This is a genomic window from Arthrobacter sp. 7Tela_A1, from assembly GCF_049311065.1.
In the GTDB taxonomy this organism is placed as follows: Bacteria; Actinomycetota; Actinomycetes; order Actinomycetales; family Micrococcaceae; genus Arthrobacter_B.
The window spans coordinates 49,097-67,389 of record NZ_JAXIOO010000017.1 but is presented as its reverse complement, the minus strand read 5'-3'; the positions used below and the strand labels follow the sequence as shown (position 1 = coordinate 67,389).

Genomic DNA, 18,293 nt, shown 5'->3' with positions numbered 1-18,293 from the left:
GGGCGTGCGCATAGTCTTCGTCGTAGTCCGGAGAGCTGATATCGGCGAAGAAGTGGGAGCTTCCCGGGTAGAGGATCAGCTTCACGGCCGCCGGGGGGGCCGCCCCGCCGCCGCCCCCCCCCCCCCCCGCCCCCCCCAGTTCTGCCTTAACGGTGTGTTGTGTTTGACCGGTCCCCGTCCGCTCGGTAGCGTTCCCTGAGCATCAAGGGTGATGCAGATCACAGAAGCGGGTAGCACTTGTCTCTTGAATCAAAGTCAGACGCAGTATGGGGGGAAGCACCCGTAGCCGTTGTTGGTGCAGGTCCGAGCGGCCTTGCGGCCATGAGGGCACTGTCCAGGCGGGGGCTGGAGGTGGTGGGATTCGAGGCACATTCCGACGTCGGCGGATTGTGGAACATCGAGAATCCCGCCAGCACGGTCTACGAATCGGCACATCTGATCTCCTCGAAGACCACCACCGAGTTCAGCGAGTTTCCCATGCCCGCCGGGACCCCCGATTATCCGGGGCACCGGCACCTCCTGGGCTATTTCCGGGACTATGCCCGGAATTTTGAGCTCACCTCCCGGATCCGGTTCAACACCCGGGTCACCAGTGCGGTGCCGGACGACGGCGGCTGGACCGTCCGGTGGGAGTCTCCCGGCGGAAGCGGCAGCGGAAGGTTCAGTGCGGTGATTGCGGCCTCGGGGACGCTCCACACTCCCAGCCTGCCGGAGTTCCGGGGCAGCTTCGAGGGGGACATACGGCATGCGGCCAGTTACAAGTCCGCCGCTGAATTCGGCGGCAAGCGGGTCTTGATTGTCGGTGCCGGCAACAGTGGCTGCGACATCGCCGTCGATGCCGTCCACCATGCCGCCGCCGTCGACATCAGCGTCCGGCGCGGCTACTACTTTGTCCCCAAATACGTCTTCGGGCGGCCCACGGACACACTGAACCAGGGCAAACCGCTGCCCCGGCCGCTCAAGCAGTTCCTCGACAAGAGGCTGCTGCGGATGTTTACGGGCGACCCGGTGCGGTTCGGCTTTCCCAAACCGGACTACGGCATCTATGAGTCCCATCCGGTCGTGAACTCACTGATCCTGCATCATTTGGGACATGGCGACCTCACCGTGAAGCCGGACATTGACCGACTTGAGGGACACACTGTCCATTTCCGGGACGGCAGTTCGGGGGAGTACGACCTGATCCTGTGCTCAACCGGCTATGTGCTGGACTACCCCTACCTGCGCCCGGAGCTGCTGGACTGGACCGGCGCTGCTCCGTCGCTGTACCTGAACATCTTCAGCCGGCAGGCACACAACCTGCTGGTGGTCGGCATGGTGGAAGCTTCCGGCTTGGGTTGGGAAGGCAGATACCGGCAGGCGGAGCTCGCCGCGGCCTACCTCGCCGCGCAGCGGGACGATCCCGCATGCGCCGGCAGGTTTGAGGAACTGCTTGCCGGCGAGTCCCCGGACGTTACCGGCGGCTACCGATACCTGGGGCTGGACCGGATGAGCTACTACGTCAACAAGGACGCCTACCGGGCGGAACTGGCTTCCCACCTGAACCGGCTGGCCGCCGAACCCGCTCGCAAAGACGCACGGACCGAGGTACACAGCTAATGCCCATCGACGACGTCGTGCTGAACTTTTCGCCCGGCTCCCTGGTGATCCTGAACGTGGTCCTGGCCGTGATCATCCTGGGCATTGCCCTGGAGGTCCGTCCCGCCGACTTCCGCACAGTGGCCCGGAGTCCGAAGGCCATCCTGCTGGGCATTGCCGCCCAGTACCTGCTTTTGCCTGCGGTGACCGTCTGCATTGCCCTGGCACTGCAGGTTCCAGCGTCCATCGCCTTGGGGATGATCCTGGTGGCCTGCTGTCCGCCCGGCGGCATTTCGAACGTGCTGACCCACCGGGCGCACGGCGATGTGGCGCTGTCCGCGTCCATGACCGCCGTGTCCAACCTGGTGGCGATCATCGTGATGCCGCTCAACGTGGCCTTCTGGGCCGCGCTGAGCCCGTCCACGGACTCCCTGATGCGGGACTTCGCACTGGACCGCGGCGGAATGCTGGTCCAGGTCCTGCTGATTATCGGTGTTCCGTTTGCGCTGGGCATGCCGCTGGCCCGGCGTTTCCCCGAGCTCACGGACCGGCTGCGGCCCTGGGTGCAGCGGATCGGGCTGGTGGCACTGCTCGCCTTTATTGTTGCCGGAACCGCCAGTAACCTCGGCCCCCTGCGCGAGCACCTTGGCACCATCTTCCTGGTGGTTGCCCTGCACGATGCCGTGGCGCTGGCCGTGGGCTACTGGGCGGCTGCGGCTGTCCGGCTGGATGAAGCGAGCCGGCGGGCCGTGACCTTCGAAGTCGGAGCCCGTAACACCGGACTGGGCCTCGGACTCACCTTGACGTTCTTCTCAGGTCTGGGCGGCATGGCGATGGTTGCCGCATGGTGGGGGATCTGGGACATCCTGGCGGGCTTGGCGCTGGCTGCGTGGTGGCGGCGGCGGGATGTCCGGAAAGCCGCCAAGGCGCAGGAGGCCGCACTGTGACCCGGGTATGCGTGACCGGAGGCAACGGTTTCCTGGGCAGCGCCGTCGTATCCCGGCTGGCGGCAGACCCTGCCGTGAGCCACGTCCTGAGCCTGGATATCCGGGAGCCCTCGGCCGACCGGAAGGTTGACGGCGTGGTGTACGCGCTGGCGGACGTCTGCTCCCCGGACATCGCCCAGCTGCTCGTGGAACACGGGATCGAAACCGTGGTCCATCTAGCGGCCATCGTCAATCCCGGAAGGGACACCACTGAGGAGCAGGAGTTCAGGGTAGACGTGGAGGGATCGCAGAACGTCCTCGCTGCCTGCCTGTCGGCCGGGGTGAAGCATGTGGTCGTTTCATCCTCCGGCGCCGCCTACGGCTACCACGCAGACAACGCCCCGTGGCTGAACGAGTCCCACCCGCTGCGCGGCAATGACGAGTTTGCCTATTCCCGGCACAAACGCCTGGTTGAAGAGGAACTGGCTCGGCTGCGCACTGAGCACCCGGAACTGCGGCAGACCATCTTCCGGATCGGAACGATCCTGGGGGAGCGGGTGCGGAACCAGATCACGGCACTGTTCGATGCGCCCCGGTTGCTGCGGGTGGCCGGCAGCGACTCGCCGTTCGTCTTTATCTGGGACCAGGACGTCGCTGATGCCATGGCACAGGCCGTGATCACCGGACGCAGCGGGATCTTCAACGTGGCCGGCGACGGCGCCCTCACCGTCCGCGAGATCGCCCTGCATATGGGCAAACGGACACTGACGGTTCCCGCTCCGCTCCTCGCTGCCGGTCTCTGGGCGGGGCAAAAGCTGAAACTCACGGTGCACGGTCCGGAGCAGCTGCGCTTCCTGCGCTACCGTCCGGTCCTGGACAACACGGCTCTGAAACAGGAGTTCGGCTTCACTCCCACGCGCACCAGTCGGGAAGCCTTCCTCGAGTTCCGGAAAGCGCGGGAGGCCGAGGCGAAATCGGGCTGATGGGGCAAGCCGGAGAAGCGTCGGGTGGGCGAGTCGCTGGGCGGAAATGCGCCGGCGTTCCCAGACGGCGTGACTGCTGATACTGCTGTTGTCACACGGGTAACCCTGGTACCAGGACGTGGGAACACAGGTCAGGGTGACCGCCGCCCACCGCACCCGTACCGGCGCCGGGTACCAGGTCTGCGGCCCGGCCCGTCAGTGCAGGCCACGGCGCACCCAACTAGCGGCACCCAACAATACGGCGCACCTGAACCCGGGCACCGCCGTCGGGCGCTGCCTGTTGTAAAGTGGAGAAATGACCGCATTGCTCCTCCTTAGATAGCCGCGTTTGTATCAAACGCGGCAGCCCCTTGCATCTGACGAGGGGCTTTTGTGTGTCTGGGGAAGAGTCAACAGCGCGGGCGGAACCGGCAGCACGCCGGAGTCCGCGGATCACCAGGATTTTCTTGAGGACAGAGGCGAAGCATAGTGAGCACGCAGTCACAGACTGACCAGTCGGAAGAGGCCGTATACAGTTTCGCGGCCATGGAGAAGAAGTGGCCGGCTGTCTGGGACGACCTTGGCGTTTTCACCCCGGCCGACGACGGATCGAAGGAACGCCGCTACGTCCTGGACATGTTCCCCTACCCGTCCGGCGACCTGCACATGGGCCACGCTGAAGCGTTCGCCATGGGAGACGTGGTTGCCCGCTACTGGCGCCAGCTCGGCTTCGACGTGCTGCACCCGATCGGCTGGGACTCCTTTGGCCTGCCCGCGGAAAACGCCGCGATCAAGCACAACGCGCATCCCAGCGAGTGGACCTACCGCAACATCGACACCCAGGCCGGCTCCTTCAAGCGCTACGCGATCAGCGTTGACTGGTCCCGCCGCCTGCACACTTCGGACCCGGAGTACTACCGCTGGACCCAGTGGCTGTTCACCCGTTTCTACGACCGGGGCCTGGCCTACCGCAAGAACTCCCCGGTCAACTGGTGCCCGAAGGACCAGACCGTGCTGGCCAACGAGCAGGTCGTCAACGGCGCCTGCGAACGCTGCGGCACCCAGGTCACCAAGAAGGCCCTGAACCAGTGGTACTTCAAGATCACCGACTACGCCGACCGCCTGCTGGATGACATGGAGCAGCTCAAGGGCCACTGGCCTGAGCGTGTGCTGGCCATGCAGAAGAATTGGATCGGCCGTTCCGAGGGTGCCCACGTCCGGTTCGCCATCGAGGCTGCCGGGAACAAGCCGGAAGAGCGGGTCACCGTCTTCACCACCCGTCCGGACACCCTGTACGGGGCAACGTTCTTTGTTGTAGCAGCAGACGCACCGCTGGCCCTGGACCTGGTGGACGACGAGCACCGCGAGGCGCTGCTGCAGTACCGCGAGGACGTCAAGGCGCTCTCCGACATCGAACGCCAGGCCACGGACCGCACCAAGACCGGTGTCTTCACCGGCCGGTACGCGATCAACCCGCTGAACGGCGAAAAGCTGCCGGTCTGGGCAGCCGACTACGTGCTGGCCGACTACGGCACCGGCGCGATCATGGCCGTGCCCGCGCACGACCAGCGCGACCTGGACTTCGCCCGCACCTTCGACCTGCCCGTCCGCGCGGTCCTGGACACCGGTGAAGAGGATCCCGCCGTCAGCGGCACCGCCACCACCGGCGAAGGCACCCTGGTGAACTCCGGTGAGCTGAACGGCTTGCCGAAGTCCGAAGCCATTCCCGCGGCAATCCGCATCCTGGAAGAAAAGGGCACCGGCGAGAAGTTCGTGAACTTCCGCCTGCGCGACTGGCTGCTCTCCCGCCAGCGCTTCTGGGGCACCCCGATCCCGATCATCCACTGCGAAAAGTGCGGCGAAGTACCGGTTCCCGATGACCAGCTGCCGGTCACCCTGCCCACCGGGCTCAAGGGTGAGGCACTGGCTCCGAAGGGCACCTCTCCGCTGGCCTCCGTGGAAGAGTGGGTCAACGTTTCCTGCCCGTCCTGCGGCGGCGCTGCCAAGCGCGACACCGACACCATGGACACCTTCGTGGATTCCTCCTGGTACTTCATGCGCTTCGTTTCCCCGCACTTCACCGAGGGTCCGTTCGACCCCGAAGCTGTCCGGAACTGGATGCCGGTGGGGCAGTACGTGGGCGGCGTCGAGCACGCTATCCTCCACCTGCTCTACTCCCGCTTCTTCACCAAGGTGGTGAAGGACATGGGCCTGATCGAGGCCGATGAGCCGTTCACTGCACTGCTGAACCAGGGCCAGGTGCTCAACGGCGGCAAGGCCATGTCCAAGTCGCTGGGCAACGGTGTTGACCTGGGCGAGCAGCTGGACAAGTACGGTGTCGACGCCGTGCGCCTGACCATGATCTTTGCCTCCCCGCCGGAAGACGACGTCGACTGGGCGGACGTCTCGCCGTCGGGCTCCGCCAAGTTCCTGGCCCGTGCCTGGCGCCTGGGCCAGGACGTTGCTTCCGAACCGGGCGCGGACTTCGCCGCCGGTGACAAGAAGCTGCGCTCGGTCACGCACCGGACCATTGCCGACGCCACCGAGCTGCTCGAGGCCGGCAAGTTCAACGTCGTCATCGCGAAGCTGATGGAACTGGTCAATGCGACCCGCAAGACCATCGACTCCGGCGCCGGTGCATCCGACCCGGCGGTCCGCGAAGCATCGGAAGCCGTGGCTGTGATCCTCAGCCTCTTCGCCCCCTACACGGCGGAGGACCTGTGGAACGCACTGGGCCACCCGGCATCGGTCGCCAATGCGGGCTGGCCGTCGGTTGATGAGTCCCTGCTGGTGCAGGACACCGTCACAGCGATCGTCCAGGTCAAGGGCAAGGTCCGCGACCGCCTGGAGGTTCCGGCGGATATCACCGAGGACGCGCTGCGTGAACTGGCGCTGGCTTCGGAGCAGGTGCAGAAGACGCTCGACGGCGCCGGCATCCGCACCATCATCGTGAAGGCACCCAAGCTCGTGAACATCGTGCCTGCCTAGCCATGATGGACTGGGCGGCGATGCGCGGACGGTGGTTCAAATCCCGGACAGCCGGGGGTGCTGAACCAGCTCCCCGCCCGCGCGTCGCCGTCGTCACCGATTCGGCTTGTTCCCTGCCTGACGGCTGGGTTGCCTCGGAGGGGGCGGGTGGCCTGGTCCGGGTCGTGTCCATGCCGGTGATGATCGGTGACCAGATCTACGGCGAGGGTACCGACAAGATGATCGGTGCCCTTGCCCTCGCGCTGGCCCAGGGTCAGGACGTACGTACTTCCCGCCCGGCGCCGGGCCAGTTCGAGGCTGTATATGCCCAGCTCGCCGACGCCGGCTTTGAAGCGGTAGTTTCGATCCACCTTTCCTCGGGGCTGTCCGGAACGGTGGATTCGGCCCGGCTGGCGGCGCGGTCTTCCCCGGTTCCCGTCCATGTGATTGATACGGCGTCGGTCGCCATGGGCCTCGGCTTCGCGGTGCAGGCGGCTGCGGCCGCGGCCCTCGCAGGCGAGGACGCTGAGCAGGTTGTTGCCGCCGCCAGGGCCAGTGCCGTCGCTGCGCACATACTTTTCTACGTTCCCAGCCTCGACCAGCTGCGCCGCGGCGGACGCCTTGGTGCCGCTGCCGGCTGGTTGGGCAACCTGTTCGCCGTCAAGCCGATCCTGGCGATCCGGGACGGGCTGGTGGTTCCGCTGGAACGGGTCCGCACCGCGCCGAAGGCCCTGGCCCGGCTGGAAGAACTTTCCCGGGAGGAACTGTCCCGCCGTTCCGGTCCGGTACGCGTTGCCGTTCACCATTTTGGCAACGAGGCGGAGGCTGAACGCCTGGCATCTGCTGTGATCCGTGAGCTGCCCGGAGCGGAAGTGATGCTCTGCCCGCTGCCCGCAGTGCTTGCCGCGCATGCCGGTTTAGGCGTTCTGGCTGTGGCGATTGCTCCGGCTGTTAAGGTTCCGGACGACGCCGGTACCGGTGCCGGGGACGGCAGCGCTGCGGCTCCTGCCGCGGGGACCCCGGCGGAGCGTGACGTTCCGAAGCAAGCCTACGGGCCCGCTGCTGACGCCGGCGAAAGCATCGGAACGGACATCGACTAGGACATCGCCCAGCTAGGCGGGTTGGGCCGCCAACTGGTCCAGGTGTCTGTTGAGGACGCCGGACAGGACCTCTGCGGTGGCGCTTGCGGGACGCATGGCGGCATGAACGGCAAGACCGTCAATCAGGGCAAAGAGGCGTTCGGATTCGTTCTGGCGGGAGGTCTCATCGGCACCGGGCAGCAGAAGGGATATCCACCGGACACAGGCATCGCGGAGCCGGTCATAGGCTTCGTTGCGAAGCGCCGCAAGGTGGGGGTCGACCATGGCGCGGGCAGTGAAGGCCAGCCAGACCTCATTCTCCGCCCGGCGTTCATCATCCAGGGGCAAAAGCTCCGCCAGCACCAGTCTGGCGGTGCTCCAGAGGTCGTCCTGCCGTTGAACAGCTGATGCCCGGGTTTCCACCTGCTCCATCACATGGCCCATGGCAAAGACCAGCAGCTCGGACTGGGTGCTGAAGTAATGCCGGAGGGAACCGGTGGAGAGCCCTGCTTCCCGCGCCACTTCGCGGACAGAGGCGCGTTCTATGCCGTCGCGCCGAATGACCCGCCAGACAGCCCGGGCCAGCTCCACGCGCCGCTGCTCACGATTAACAAGTAAAGGCATGGAGCTTTTATAGCACACCCGTGTTAGATTGTGTTTTATATCACAGCTGTGATAGTCCTCGCTACCGGTTGGAGGAGTGATGAACGACGGCACGGAAAACCACGGCTCACCTGCAGACACGGGGAATTCGACAGTAGCCACCGGCGGACAGCGGATTCTTGGAGAGAAAAAGCGGCCGCGGCCTCGCGGCACGCCGTGGCTTTGGACGGCAGCCGCGGCCTGGCTTGCCGCGAACCTGTGGATTGGCCTGGCCCCTGGCTCCCGGTTGCCCTTCGACTGGCCTGCGCGCGCGGAGCTGTCCAAGCTGGAAATCCTTGCCGAAATAAACCTGGCCATGGCCCAAATCGTGCTGCTCATGGGTGTGGTGTACCTGCTGACCCGGCGGCGGCCGGATCCGCTGCTGTCCAGGCGTGCTCCCGAACACCGCCGCGCCCTTGCCGAAACACTTGGGCTGCTCGGCTACGGAGTCTTGGGAATGATGGGCGGTTATTTTCTGGCCACCGCTCTCGGCTGGCACCCTTTCGGACTGCACCTGGCGGGAACCCTGTTTGGCACCCGTGACCTCCCTGCACCCGGAGAGGTGCTGACGTGGGCGGGGTACAACCTGCTGGTCTACGCCGTGCTCCCGCTGCTCTGGTTCCGCCGCCGCTACTCGTCCATGGCCCTGGGGCTGCGGTCAACCGCGCCGAGGAACGACTTGCTGGTTATCGGCGTTGTTCTGGCGCTGGAGTTCTGTTTCCAGGTCGTCTTCGTCCAGCCGGCCAGTCTTGGGCTGCCGCCGCACCTGCTCGTTCCCGGTGCAGCCCTGACGTTCGTCCTCTATCTGGCAGGGGCCGTGTTCCCCGCCATGATTTATGTGTACGCCATCCTGATCCCGCGCTTCCTGCGCCTTACCGGGTCTGCCACCGCCACGGTGCTGCTGGGAGGAGTTACCTACGCCGGGCTCCATTTCTGGGATGCATGGGCAGTATTCAGCTCGCTGGAGCGTTCAACCCTGTCTGTGGTCTTCCTGCTCTTCACCTACCTCGGACCGGGGATGTTCAAGAGCTTCCTGACGCTGCGGACCGGCAACGCGTGGGTGCATGTATGGGCCTATCACGCATTTGCTCCGCACACCCTGATCGATACTCCACACATAGTGGAGGTCTTTCGACTGAAATAGGCCGGCCGGAGTCGAAGCCGTTAGTGCTGGAGCCAGTGACATACCCTTCACACCGAACTTGCCTGCAGCGGCCAGCCAGCGGGGTCCACAGCGACGGTCTGCGGCCTGCCGGCCGTTGCCGGACGGGCCATAGGTTTGGCGCATGGCTGCACACCGTTGGGACACTGAACCCCCGGATACCCTGACGTCCCGCCTTGCGGCGCGGAGGGAAGCGGCGTCGGCAGGAACCGATGACGTCAATGCAGACCCGCGCCGCCGGCGGTGGGGATTTCCGTTTCGAGCTGCAGTGCTTGCCGTCTGCTTGCTGTTGGCCGGAGCTGTTGCTTTCCCGCTGGTGCTCGACACACCCCATGAAGCAGTCTCCATAGAGCTCGATGTTCCTGACAGCGGGGAGACAGCCGGGACGGGCGGAGACGGCCCGGACGGTGCCGCGGGGCCAGGCGTTTCCACAGTTACGGAAGAGCCTCCGGGCCAGGTTATGCCGGGAAGCAACCCCTCCGCCGGCAACGCCGGCACAGGACAAGCCGGAGCCGATCTGGTGGTCCACGTTGCAGGTTCGGTGGTCTCGCCCGGCATCGTGAGGATTCGGTCCGGCAGCCGTGTGGCCGACGCTGTTGAGGCAGCCGGTGGCGCAACCCCGGAGGCGGACCTGAGGCTCGTGAATCTCGCTGCCACTCTCGAAGACGGCAACATGGTGGTGGTGCCGGTACTGGGCGACCCGGCAGGTGCTGCACCCGGCGCGTCCGCCGCCGAAGCAGGAGTGCCGGGAGCCGTCGCTGGTCCGGGCAGCGGGATGGCCGGCGGCCCTTCGGACGGGGCGGGCGCCGAGGGAGGAGCGGTCAACCTCAACACTGCCGGGGAAGCTGAACTGCAGACACTGCCCAGGGTCGGACCGGTGCTGGCAGCCCGCATCGTCGCATGGCGCACAGACCACGGCAGATTTACCCGTCCAGAAGACCTGGATGCCGTTCCCGGTATCGGGGAGGCAATGCTGAACGCTCTCCTTCCACTGGTTACGGTCTAATCCCCGTGTCCTCCCCGGCCAGGCCATGACCCGCCCCAGCCCTTGGTCCCGCTACATCACGGCGGCGGTCCGGCCCCGTGCCCCGGAGGCCGGCGGTGTCTCTTTCCCGGAGCCTGCGGAGGGAGCCCGTACGGGCAGCGCAAAGTCATGGGGCAAGGCAGCACCATCACTGGTGGCAGCAGTCTTTCGGGACAGGGACAGGGCCAAGGACAGCGACAGAGACAGCAACAGTGGCCGGAAGGAGTATGTTCCGCCGCCGTTGACCGAACTTCGGCTGGTACCCGTGGCTGGAGCTGCGTGGGTGGCTGCAGCGGTGTCGATCCGGTTACCTGCATCTTTCCTTCTCCCCGCCGTGGTCGCAGCGGGGACGCTGCTGCTGGTGGTGACCGCTGCCGCTCTCCACGCGCGGCATGCGGCCGCTGCCACAGGGAAAGAACCTCGCAGGAGCAGGGGAGTGAGGATGCTGCCGATGCTGCTGCCTCCCGTTGCCGTGGCAGTTCTGGTCTCCATGAGCGCCGCGACCAGCCTGATCGAACGGACGGCAGGACCCGTAGGCGATGCCATTGACCGGGAAGCGGTGATCTCCGGAGAGTTCCGGGCGCTTTCCGATGCACGGGCCGGCACCCCCGACCGCTTCAGCGGAAAACCACGCTATCTCGTGGAGGGAATGCTGTTGAGTTTCACCCGGGCCGGAACGAAATCGGGCGCAGCGGCACCCGTCCTGGTCATTGGCGGCGACGCTTACGCCGGGATTCGGCTCGGCGACACGTTCACCACCTCGGGCCCGCTGCAGGCGGCGCGTCCCGGAGACCGGGCTGCCGCTGTCCTGCGGGCGGGGCAGGCTCCTGACGTATCACCAGCCCACGGGCTCTTCGGAGTTGCTTCCGGCCTGCGCACCGACTTTGCCACGCACGCGGCACGCCTCGGTGAAACAGATGCCGCCGGACTGCTGCCGGGCATGGTGCTGGGGGACAGAAGCGCCCTCCCAGAGGACCTGGCTGCTGCCATGAAGGACACCGGGCTCACTCACCTCACGGCCGTCTCAGGTGCCAACTGCAGTTATCTGCTCGCGTTTGTGTTCCTGCTGGCTCGAATGCTGAAACTGCCCAGATTCTGGGCAGCGGCTGCAGGGCTGGGCGCACTAACAGCGTTTGTCCTCATCGTCCGCCCTGATGCCAGCGTGCTCAGGGCAGCCGTTATGGGAACCATTGGAACGGCCGCGGTGCTCAGCGGACGCGGAAGAATGCCGGCCTCGCTGCTCTGTTTGTGCGCCGCCATCCTGCTGGCGGTGGATCCGTGGCTTAGCGGCAGCTATGCCTTCATCCTCTCCGTCTGCGCGACCGCCGGACTGATCCTTCTCGGACCGGTTTTCTCCGCAGCCTTGGGACGCTTCCTGCCACACCCGGTTGCGGTGCTCGCCGCGATCCCGCTGGCGGCGCAAGTCGCGTGTGCCCCGGTGCTCGTGCTGCTGCAGCCGCAGGTGCCGGTCTACTCACTGCCGGCCAATATGGCTGCGGCGCCCGCAGTCCCGCTGGTCACGGTCCTGGGTATGGCCGCAGTCGTTGTTGCTTACCTCCTTCCCGGGCTGGCGCTGCCGCTGGTGTGGACAGCTGGTGCGGGAGCGGGATGGGTTGCGGCGGTTGCACGTTTCTTTGCCGGGAGTCCAGGGGCGCTGCTTCCCTGGCTGCCCGGTCCCGCCGGTGCGGCAGCTATGGCGGGGGCAGCGGCACTGCTCACGTTCTGCGTCATACGGCTGGGCCGCGCGCGGCAGGACCCGGTTGGCAAATCCGCGTCCAGCCACCGGGAAGAGCGTCCGGGCAGCGGTTCCGCGAGGAAAGTTTCCGGCGCCCGAAGGTCCCGGCTGGCCCTCCGGTTCGGAGCGGTACTGGCAGGGATCGTCCTCACCGCGGTTCTGGCCATGTCGGTGCTCCGTTTCTCCCAACCCGATACCGCACGTCGGGAGTGGATTGCTGCGGCATGTGATGTGGGACAGGGAGATGCGCTGGCGGTCCGAACGGGGCAGCACTCGGCACTGGTGATAGACGCCGGGCCGGACCCTCCGGCGCTGGACGCGTGTTTGGACAGACTGGATATCCGGACCATTGAGCTGCTGGTCATTACACATGCCCACGCCGACCACTACGCCGGAGCAGCAGCGGCCGAGGACGATGGCAGGGACGTGAAATCGCTGGCCTTCTCGTCAGCAGAACCCGGTCTGCCGGCAGAAATCGCGGAACTTGCCGGCGAGTTCGGTGTCCGTCCCCTCCGCCTGGCCAAGGGCGGGCGCGGCGAGCACGGAGAAGTGAGCTGGAATGTGCTCTGGCCGCCTGCAGGCGGTTCAGGAGGGGGTGGAGCCGGAAGCCCGGCCGAACTCACCGAAAACGATGCCAGCGCTGTCCTTATGGTCAGGGCTGCTGGAATCAACCTGCTCTTTACCGGTGATCTTGAAGAAGACGCTGCCCGGCAGATGCTGCGGACCAGTCCGGAACTGAGAACCGAACCCGTGCATGTGCTCAAGGTGGCGCACCACGGAGCACGCAACTCCGGCCCGGTGTTACCGGCCGAACTGAGGCCATTGCTGGCGCTCATCTCTGTGGGGAGGGAGAACACCTACGGCCATCCCGCCCCGGAAACGCTGAAGAACCTTGAGCTGGCGGGCGCCCGGATAGCCCGCACGGATCTGCTGGGCAGTTTCTTCCTGCACCTTGAGGACGGCAAACTGCTGGTCAGTGAGCTGGGCTCTGGATACTGACGTTCCGGCTAGGTACCCGGGTGGCCTGGCTGCCGGCCTGGCTCACGCAGGCTGCCCGGACAGGATGGTCCGCAGGTCGGTCATGGCTGCGGTGAAAACCTTCGAGCTGGCCTGCACATCGGCAGCGGCGCCCAGCCATCCGTCTTCCACGACGGAAATCGCGGCGTACGCTGCGTTGGACGCCAGGGACGCTTCATAGGCCGGGCCGCCGTTGATGCTCGAGTACTGCGGGTTGGCGGCAAGCCAGTCCCGGATGGTTGCCATGATCTGCGTGCCGGCATCAACCAGCGTTGTGGTTCCGGCATCACGGGCCGCGGGCTGTTTGCGGGACAGCTCTGCCCGCAGCCGGGCAACCTCGGTGTCGGTGGGCCCCAGCGAACCAAAAATCAGTGCGAATGCACCCGCTGCGGTGTCCCTGCCGTGGCTGGAAAGGACTGCGTCAGCGGCCTCCTGCGGCAGCACTTCCAACGGCCTGCCAACGATCGCGGCATCCCGGGAAGGGAAATAGTTGAAGAACGTGCTCCGCGAAATCACTGCCTCTTCGCAGATCTCATCCACCGTGACGGCCGCGAAGCCGCGCTCCAGGGCCCCGCGGACTGCGGCAAGTTCAATGCGGTTTTCAGTGTCACGGCGCTTTCGTTCCCGCAGCCCGGGTGCGCGGGCAGAACAGTCCGCGACTTCGGGCACCGGAACGCAGGGGACGCTTTTAGGGCGCGAGGGGTCATTCGCTCCAACGACGACCCGCAGGGCATCGGCAGCGGAGAGGCAGGCAGACATTGGCTCAGGAAGGTCACGCAGCGGAATGCTCCACCACTTCGAGGCGGCATAGAGTGCCGCGTAGGCTGCCGTGACCGCAAGGACCGCTTCAGTCCGGGGCCTGCCGGGAAGCCGGGAATGCTGCGGATTGGCACGAAGCCAGCCTTCGACGGCCTCCGTGAGGTTGTTCTGGACGGAGATGAGCCCGGTGGAATACTGGCTCATGGCTGCCGGCTGTTCGGTGATCAGCCGCGTACGGTCTCGCAGGACATCGGCATCGGCTGTCCGGTGGACAAGGCCTGGGACCTGCATCTCCAGCAGCCCCCGGACCAGGTCATCCGGGTACCCGGAGAGAATCGGGTGCGTCACCTCGGGTCCGGGGACAGTCAGTGGCTTGCCGATTATTGCTGCGTCGCGGGAAGGGAAATGGTTGAAGAACGTGCTCCGGGAAATATCAGCCAGGGAACAGATCATTTCCACTGTCACATGCTCATAGCCGTGTTCCAGCGCTGCGCTCACGGCGGCACGCGCAACGACAGAAGGCGGCTGCCGGCGGGAGGCCTTGCGGCGGGAGGGGGTACCCTCAACTGCGGCCACGAAATCACTCTCCTCCAGGCGTATGCCTCCGCAACATTAGCGGCAGGCGCCGTTGCATACAAACTTGACTGCCCGCGCCGTCGTGGCTTTCTGCTTGTGTGGTCAGCCTGCAGGGACGGCGCGCCGTCCCTGCACCCGATGTGGCAAAAACGACGACGGCGGAAGTTGGCGGGAGGGGTCCACCGTGGCAATGTAAGGGGTGATCGATCCCATCCATGCGCAGGAGCAAAATCCGTGAATCCGGCCGTACCGAAGAAGTCTTCCGCGAAGCCGGCGGCGGGGACAGTCTCCTGGCGGCAGGCTGCTCCTGCACCGGTTGTCCTGCTCACCGGACCGGAGGAATACCTGGCCGGACGGGCCATGGAGAACATCCGCCTGCAGCAGCGCAGCACTGCACCCGACACCGAGGTCATCCGGGTCGACGCCGCCGCCTACACTGCCGGGGAATTGACGCTGATCGCCAGCCCTTCACTTTTTGGCGAAGCCAAGCTCATCGAAGCCGGCAACCTCGCCCACATGAGCGAGGAATTCCTCAATGACACGCTGGCCTACCTTCGGGATCCCGCGCCGGACACCGTCTTGGTGCTCCACCACTCCGGCGGCAACCGCGGCAAAAAGCTGCTCGACGCCGTCAAAACGGCCAAAGCCCCGGTCATCGACTGCCAGCCGTTCAAGAAGGATTCGGACAAGGCCGACTTTGTCACTCAGGAATTCCGCACAGCCAAGCGGCGAATCGACGCCGGCGCCGTGCGGGCCCTGGTCAGCGCCGTCGGTTCCAGCCTTTCCGAGCTTGCGGCCGCCTGCCAGCAGCTCATAAACGATGCACCCGGAGAGATCACCGAAGAGACGGTCGAAAAGTACTACGGCGGCCGGGTTGAAGCTACGGCGTTCAAGGTTGCCGACGCCGCCCTCGCCGGGCGCGCAGGCGCAGCCCTGTCCATGCTGCGCCATGCCCTGGCCACGGGCGTGGATCCCGTTCCGCTGGTGGCGGCACTGGCCATGAAGGTCCGCGGTGTTGCCAGGGTCGCGGACCTCCGCGGTTCCTCGGCCTCGCTCGCCAAGGACCTGGGCATGGCGCCCTGGCAGGTGGACCAGGCCAGGCGCGACGCCCAGCGGTTCTCCTCCGAGTCCCTCATCAAGGCCGTCCAGGTGCTGGCTGAAGCCGATGCCCAGGTCAAAGGGGCCGGACGTGACCCGGTGTACGCCGTCGAGCGTGCCGTCACCGTCATTGCCCTGGCTGCCTCCGGCCGATAGCGCGGATAACGAAGGACACCATGGCTGGGAAAGCGCTTTCCTCTCCGCGAATTGGCCGCATCACCCTTCCCGCGCTGGAGGCGGGCGATCCAGAGGAGCTCCGGCCCCACAGGCGTTACGACGGCGAGAGCTATACCGGCGGCGACCTCAGCGGACGCGACCTTGACGGCATCTCCTTCAGTGAGTGTGAGCTGGTCAGCATCTACGCCCACGAGGCCAGCCTGCGGAACGCCCGGTTCCTGGATACCAGGCTCGAGCGGTTCAACGCTCCCGTCCTCACCGCGCCCGGCCTGATTCTTCGCGACGCCGCCATTGACGGCTCCCGCATAGGCTCCGCCGAGGCCTTCTCCTCGCAGTGGAATTCCGTCCGAATTTCCGGCAGCAAACTCGATTTCCTGAACCTGCGCGGATCGGTGCTCAGGGACGTGTCCTTTAGCGACTGCGTCATTGGAGAACTCGATCTCAGCGGCGCCAAACTTACCCGTGCCTCGTTTGAAGGCAGCAGGATCGACACCCTGGTGCTGGACCAGGCAACCCTTGAACACGTCGACCTGCGAGGGGCAGTGATCCGCGGGATCTCCGGCGTCGGGTTCCTCCGCGGAGCAACACTCAGTGCGCTGCAGCTCCAAGACATGGCGGCCATGCTTGCCGGCCATCTGGGGATCAGGGTGGAGGGCTAACGCCGGCGTAGAGCCGAAGTAACCGGCCGCCGGGGTTTCAGCTGTGCTCCGCGGCCAGCATCCCCAGCAGGTCCAGCTCTTCGGTTCGGCTGAGCCCGGATCTGCGGGGCCGGTCCAGTCCACGCTCCCTCTCGTCCTGCAGGACCCTCTCCAGTGTGTGGCTGAGCTGCGCCGGCTCGCCGCCCTCAGCGTGGAACGCAGTGTTGCTGCGCAGGGCAAAGCCGGCGTCGGCCGCGGGCAGCCACAGCGGCAGCGACCTCGGTCCCGACCAGTACCGCACGTTCCTGTCCAGCAGCCACGCCTCCGGGGCGCTGATCATTTCGCCGCTGAAGCCTGCAACGTCGGCAGCGAGCTCCAGGACTTCGCGGAGCGGGTGGCTGTCTCCGGTGGCGTTGAATACCCCGGTGAGTCCGCGGACCCCCGCAACTGCCAGCCAGGACGCCAGATCACTGGCCTCCAGGACCTGCACCGGTAATTCATCGAGCCCCGGCACCAGGACCGGTCCGCTGCCGGCCAGCGCGAAACGGGCCGGCCAGTAGCCAAAGCGGTCGCTCGTATCTCCCGCTCCGGCAAGGAGCCCGGGCCGGATGATCAACAGCCGGTCCCCGAGGTCCTGGGAACTGAGACGCTCCGCTGCTGCTTTTGCCTGGGCATAGTCTTCGGCCCCGAAAGACTCCACCAGGGCCGCAGACTCATCCGCGCCGGGAACCGAATCGTCAGCGTAGACAGAGACGGAGGATATGAGCGTCCAGTGGGCCGCCGTCGGGCCGAGTGCCCTCAAGGCGCCGGCGACCAGGGTGGTCTCGTACGCGAGTTCGATCACTTCGTCCCAGGGCTGGCCTTCCACCTCCGCGTAACCGTCCGGCAGCAGCCGGTCGGCCGCAATGAAGTCAGCCCCGGCGGGCGGCGTGCCTGAGGAGCCGCGGGCGAGGCACGTTACGGCGTCGCCCCGGTCCAGTAACTGCCGGGCGATTTCCCGGCCCAGCCAGGCTGTCCCTCCGAGAATCAGTACTCTGCGCATGGAGCCAGTAAAGCACCGCGGGAGTGACAGGGGGAGGCGGCTAAGGGGCGTTAAAGCAGTCTGGGGGGGCCGCCCCCCCCGGCCGCCCCCCCCAGACTGGTAAGACTAAGAATTCACCGCTTAGAGCGCGTTGACCTTCTTGGAGATGGCCGACTTGCGGTTAGCCGCGTTGTTCTTGTGGATAACGCCCTTGCTGACAGCCTTGTCCAGCTTGCGGGTAGCAGCCTGGAGTGCTGCCTGAGCGGCATCCTTGTCAGCAGCGGTGACAGCGGTATCCACGTTGCGGATCAGCGTCTTCAGCTCGGACTTCACCGAGTTGTTGCGCTGGCGCGCCTTCTCGTTGGTGAGGATGCGCTTCTTCTGGGACTTAATATTGGCCACTTATAAACTCTCTTTGTATTGCGGACTTGGTCGGTGAGGGAATTTCAGACCAGACATTGACTGAGCGGCGTGGGGATACCGTAATGGCGCCCGGCCTGAAGTGCCCGTCGACCTGCGCGGACACACAGCAATAAATGTTAGCAGAACTTTGGCGCGGATGCGTGATCCGCGCAGCAGCCCGGCTCCGGACGGAGGAAGACTATCGGCGCCGCGCGGCCAGGCGTGCAGCCACTTTTCCGAACACGGCACGGTCGACGACGGCGCCCTGCCGCCGGATGGCTGCGGGGTCCAGTTGCAGGACCCGGTCCAGCTTCACTTCGCTGGGACGGCCCCGGCTGTCCCATGGCCCGGATCCGATGTCGAGGTAGTCCGGGTCAGTCTCCCTTGAGTTGTTGCGGTCCCGCGTGGTCATCATCAGCGCCAGCAGTCTCTGCCCGTGCCGGCCGATGAGAAGCACCGGGCGGTCCTTGCCCTGGCTGGGATCGTCTTCGTACGGGACCCAGGCCCAGACCACCTCACCGGGATCTGGC

The 18,293-nt window shown here is 65.9% G+C and carries 15 protein-coding genes; 10 read left to right on the top strand and 5 right to left on the bottom strand.

The genetic code is table 11. The annotated features are described in order from the left end of the window. Positions 1 to 237 precede the first annotated feature (237 nt). The 5 genes from TVB01_RS09275 (at position 238) to TVB01_RS09255 (ending at position 7,533) form a co-directional block, all read left to right on the top strand. Entirely contained in the window at positions 238 to 1,599 is a 1,362-nt protein-coding gene (locus tag TVB01_RS09275) for a flavin-containing monooxygenase (protein WP_422455605.1), read from the top strand. After that, the gene (locus TVB01_RS09270; RefSeq protein WP_422455604.1) at positions 1,599 to 2,525 is read left to right on the top strand and encodes a bile acid:sodium symporter family protein; all 927 of its coding nucleotides are present in this window, start codon (positions 1,599 to 1,601) and stop codon (positions 2,523 to 2,525) included. The genes TVB01_RS09275 and TVB01_RS09270 overlap by 1 nt, the downstream gene beginning before the upstream one ends. Next, a complete protein-coding gene (locus tag TVB01_RS09265; RefSeq protein ID WP_422455603.1) occupies positions 2,522 to 3,487 on the top strand; it encodes an SDR family oxidoreductase in 966 nt (321 codons plus the stop codon). The genes TVB01_RS09270 and TVB01_RS09265 overlap by 4 nt, the downstream gene beginning before the upstream one ends. Before the next feature lie 465 nt (positions 3,488 to 3,952). Further along, the gene (leuS, locus tag TVB01_RS09260; protein ID WP_422455609.1) at positions 3,953 to 6,454 is read left to right on the top strand and encodes a leucine--tRNA ligase; all 2,502 of its coding nucleotides are present in this window, start codon (positions 3,953 to 3,955) and stop codon (positions 6,452 to 6,454) included. Positions 6,455 to 6,456: 2 nt separating this feature from the next. Beyond that, on the top strand, positions 6,457 to 7,533 hold the full coding sequence (locus TVB01_RS09255; protein ID WP_422455602.1) for a DegV family protein: 1,077 nt from the start codon (positions 6,457 to 6,459) through the stop codon (positions 7,531 to 7,533). 12 nt (positions 7,534 to 7,545) lie between these two features. Here the strand turns inward: TVB01_RS09255 and TVB01_RS09250 are convergent, their stop codons facing one another. Next, positions 7,546 to 8,136, bottom strand: coding sequence for a TetR/AcrR family transcriptional regulator (locus TVB01_RS09250; protein ID WP_422455601.1), 591 nt, complete (start codon positions 8,134 to 8,136; stop codon positions 7,546 to 7,548). A 79-nt stretch (positions 8,137 to 8,215) separates the two neighbouring features. Here TVB01_RS09250 and TVB01_RS09245 point away from each other — a divergent pair, with 79 nt between their 5' ends. From TVB01_RS09245 to TVB01_RS09235, 3 genes are all read left to right on the top strand, one after another. Then, positions 8,216 to 9,298: a hypothetical protein gene (locus tag TVB01_RS09245; protein WP_422455610.1), complete on the top strand. Its 1,083-nt coding sequence runs from the start codon at positions 8,216 to 8,218 to the stop codon at positions 9,296 to 9,298. A 142-nt stretch (positions 9,299 to 9,440) separates the two neighbouring features. Beyond that, on the top strand, positions 9,441 to 10,322 hold the full coding sequence (locus TVB01_RS09240; protein ID WP_422455600.1) for a helix-hairpin-helix domain-containing protein: 882 nt from the start codon (positions 9,441 to 9,443) through the stop codon (positions 10,320 to 10,322). Between the two features lie 460 nt (positions 10,323 to 10,782). Beyond that, positions 10,783 to 13,074 (top strand): ComEC/Rec2 family competence protein, encoded by a 2,292-nt coding sequence (locus TVB01_RS09235; protein ID WP_422455608.1) that lies wholly within the window; start codon positions 10,783 to 10,785, stop codon positions 13,072 to 13,074. Between the two features lie 42 nt (positions 13,075 to 13,116). Here the strand turns inward: TVB01_RS09235 and TVB01_RS09230 are convergent, their stop codons facing one another. Continuing rightward, positions 13,117 to 14,427, bottom strand: a complete 1,311-nt coding sequence (locus tag TVB01_RS09230) for a TetR family transcriptional regulator (protein ID WP_422455599.1) — start codon at positions 14,425 to 14,427, stop codon at positions 13,117 to 13,119. A gap of 234 nt (positions 14,428 to 14,661) precedes the next feature. Here TVB01_RS09230 and holA point away from each other — a divergent pair, with 234 nt between their 5' ends. Together holA and TVB01_RS09220 are read left to right on the top strand one after the other, a co-directional pair. Beyond that, positions 14,662 to 15,681 (top strand): DNA polymerase III subunit delta, encoded by a 1,020-nt coding sequence (gene holA / locus TVB01_RS09225; RefSeq protein ID WP_422455598.1) that lies wholly within the window; start codon positions 14,662 to 14,664, stop codon positions 15,679 to 15,681. Positions 15,682 to 15,701: 20 nt separating this feature from the next. Then, complete coding sequence (locus TVB01_RS09220; RefSeq protein ID WP_422455597.1) at positions 15,702 to 16,361, top strand: pentapeptide repeat-containing protein; 660 nt, start codon at positions 15,702 to 15,704, stop codon at positions 16,359 to 16,361. A gap of 37 nt (positions 16,362 to 16,398) precedes the next feature. Here the strand turns inward: TVB01_RS09220 and TVB01_RS09215 are convergent, their stop codons facing one another. From TVB01_RS09215 to TVB01_RS09205, 3 genes are all read right to left on the bottom strand, one after another. Continuing rightward, entirely contained in the window at positions 16,399 to 17,382 is a 984-nt protein-coding gene (locus TVB01_RS09215) for an NAD-dependent epimerase/dehydratase family protein (protein ID WP_422455596.1), read from the bottom strand. Between the two features lie 120 nt (positions 17,383 to 17,502). Next, entirely contained in the window at positions 17,503 to 17,763 is a 261-nt protein-coding gene (rpsT, locus tag TVB01_RS09210) for a 30S ribosomal protein S20 (protein ID WP_227895771.1), read from the bottom strand. Between the two features lie 199 nt (positions 17,764 to 17,962). Beyond that, entirely contained in the window at positions 17,963 to 18,277 is a 315-nt protein-coding gene (locus TVB01_RS09205; protein ID WP_422455595.1) for a type II toxin-antitoxin system PemK/MazF family toxin, read from the bottom strand. Between the last annotated feature and the right edge of the window lie 16 nt (positions 18,278 to 18,293).

Coding starts and splice junctions, on each gene's coding strand:
- TVB01_RS09270 (WP_422455604.1), top strand. CDS start 1,599: ATGCCCATCGACGACGTCGTGCTGAACTTTTCGCCCGGCTCCCTGGTG.
- TVB01_RS09255 (WP_422455602.1), top strand. CDS start 6,457: ATGATGGACTGGGCGGCGATGCGCGGACGGTGGTTCAAATCCCGGACA.
- TVB01_RS09250 (WP_422455601.1), bottom strand. CDS start 8,136: ATGCCTTTACTTGTTAATCGTGAGCAGCGGCGCGTGGAGCTGGCCCGG.
- TVB01_RS09245 (WP_422455610.1), top strand. CDS start 8,216: ATGAACGACGGCACGGAAAACCACGGCTCACCTGCAGACACGGGGAAT.
- TVB01_RS09240 (WP_422455600.1), top strand. CDS start 9,441: ATGGCTGCACACCGTTGGGACACTGAACCCCCGGATACCCTGACGTCC.
- TVB01_RS09235 (WP_422455608.1), top strand. CDS start 10,783: ATGCTGCCGATGCTGCTGCCTCCCGTTGCCGTGGCAGTTCTGGTCTCC.
- TVB01_RS09220 (WP_422455597.1), top strand. CDS start 15,702: ATGGCTGGGAAAGCGCTTTCCTCTCCGCGAATTGGCCGCATCACCCTT.
- TVB01_RS09215 (WP_422455596.1), bottom strand. CDS start 17,382: ATGCGCAGAGTACTGATTCTCGGAGGGACAGCCTGGCTGGGCCGGGAA.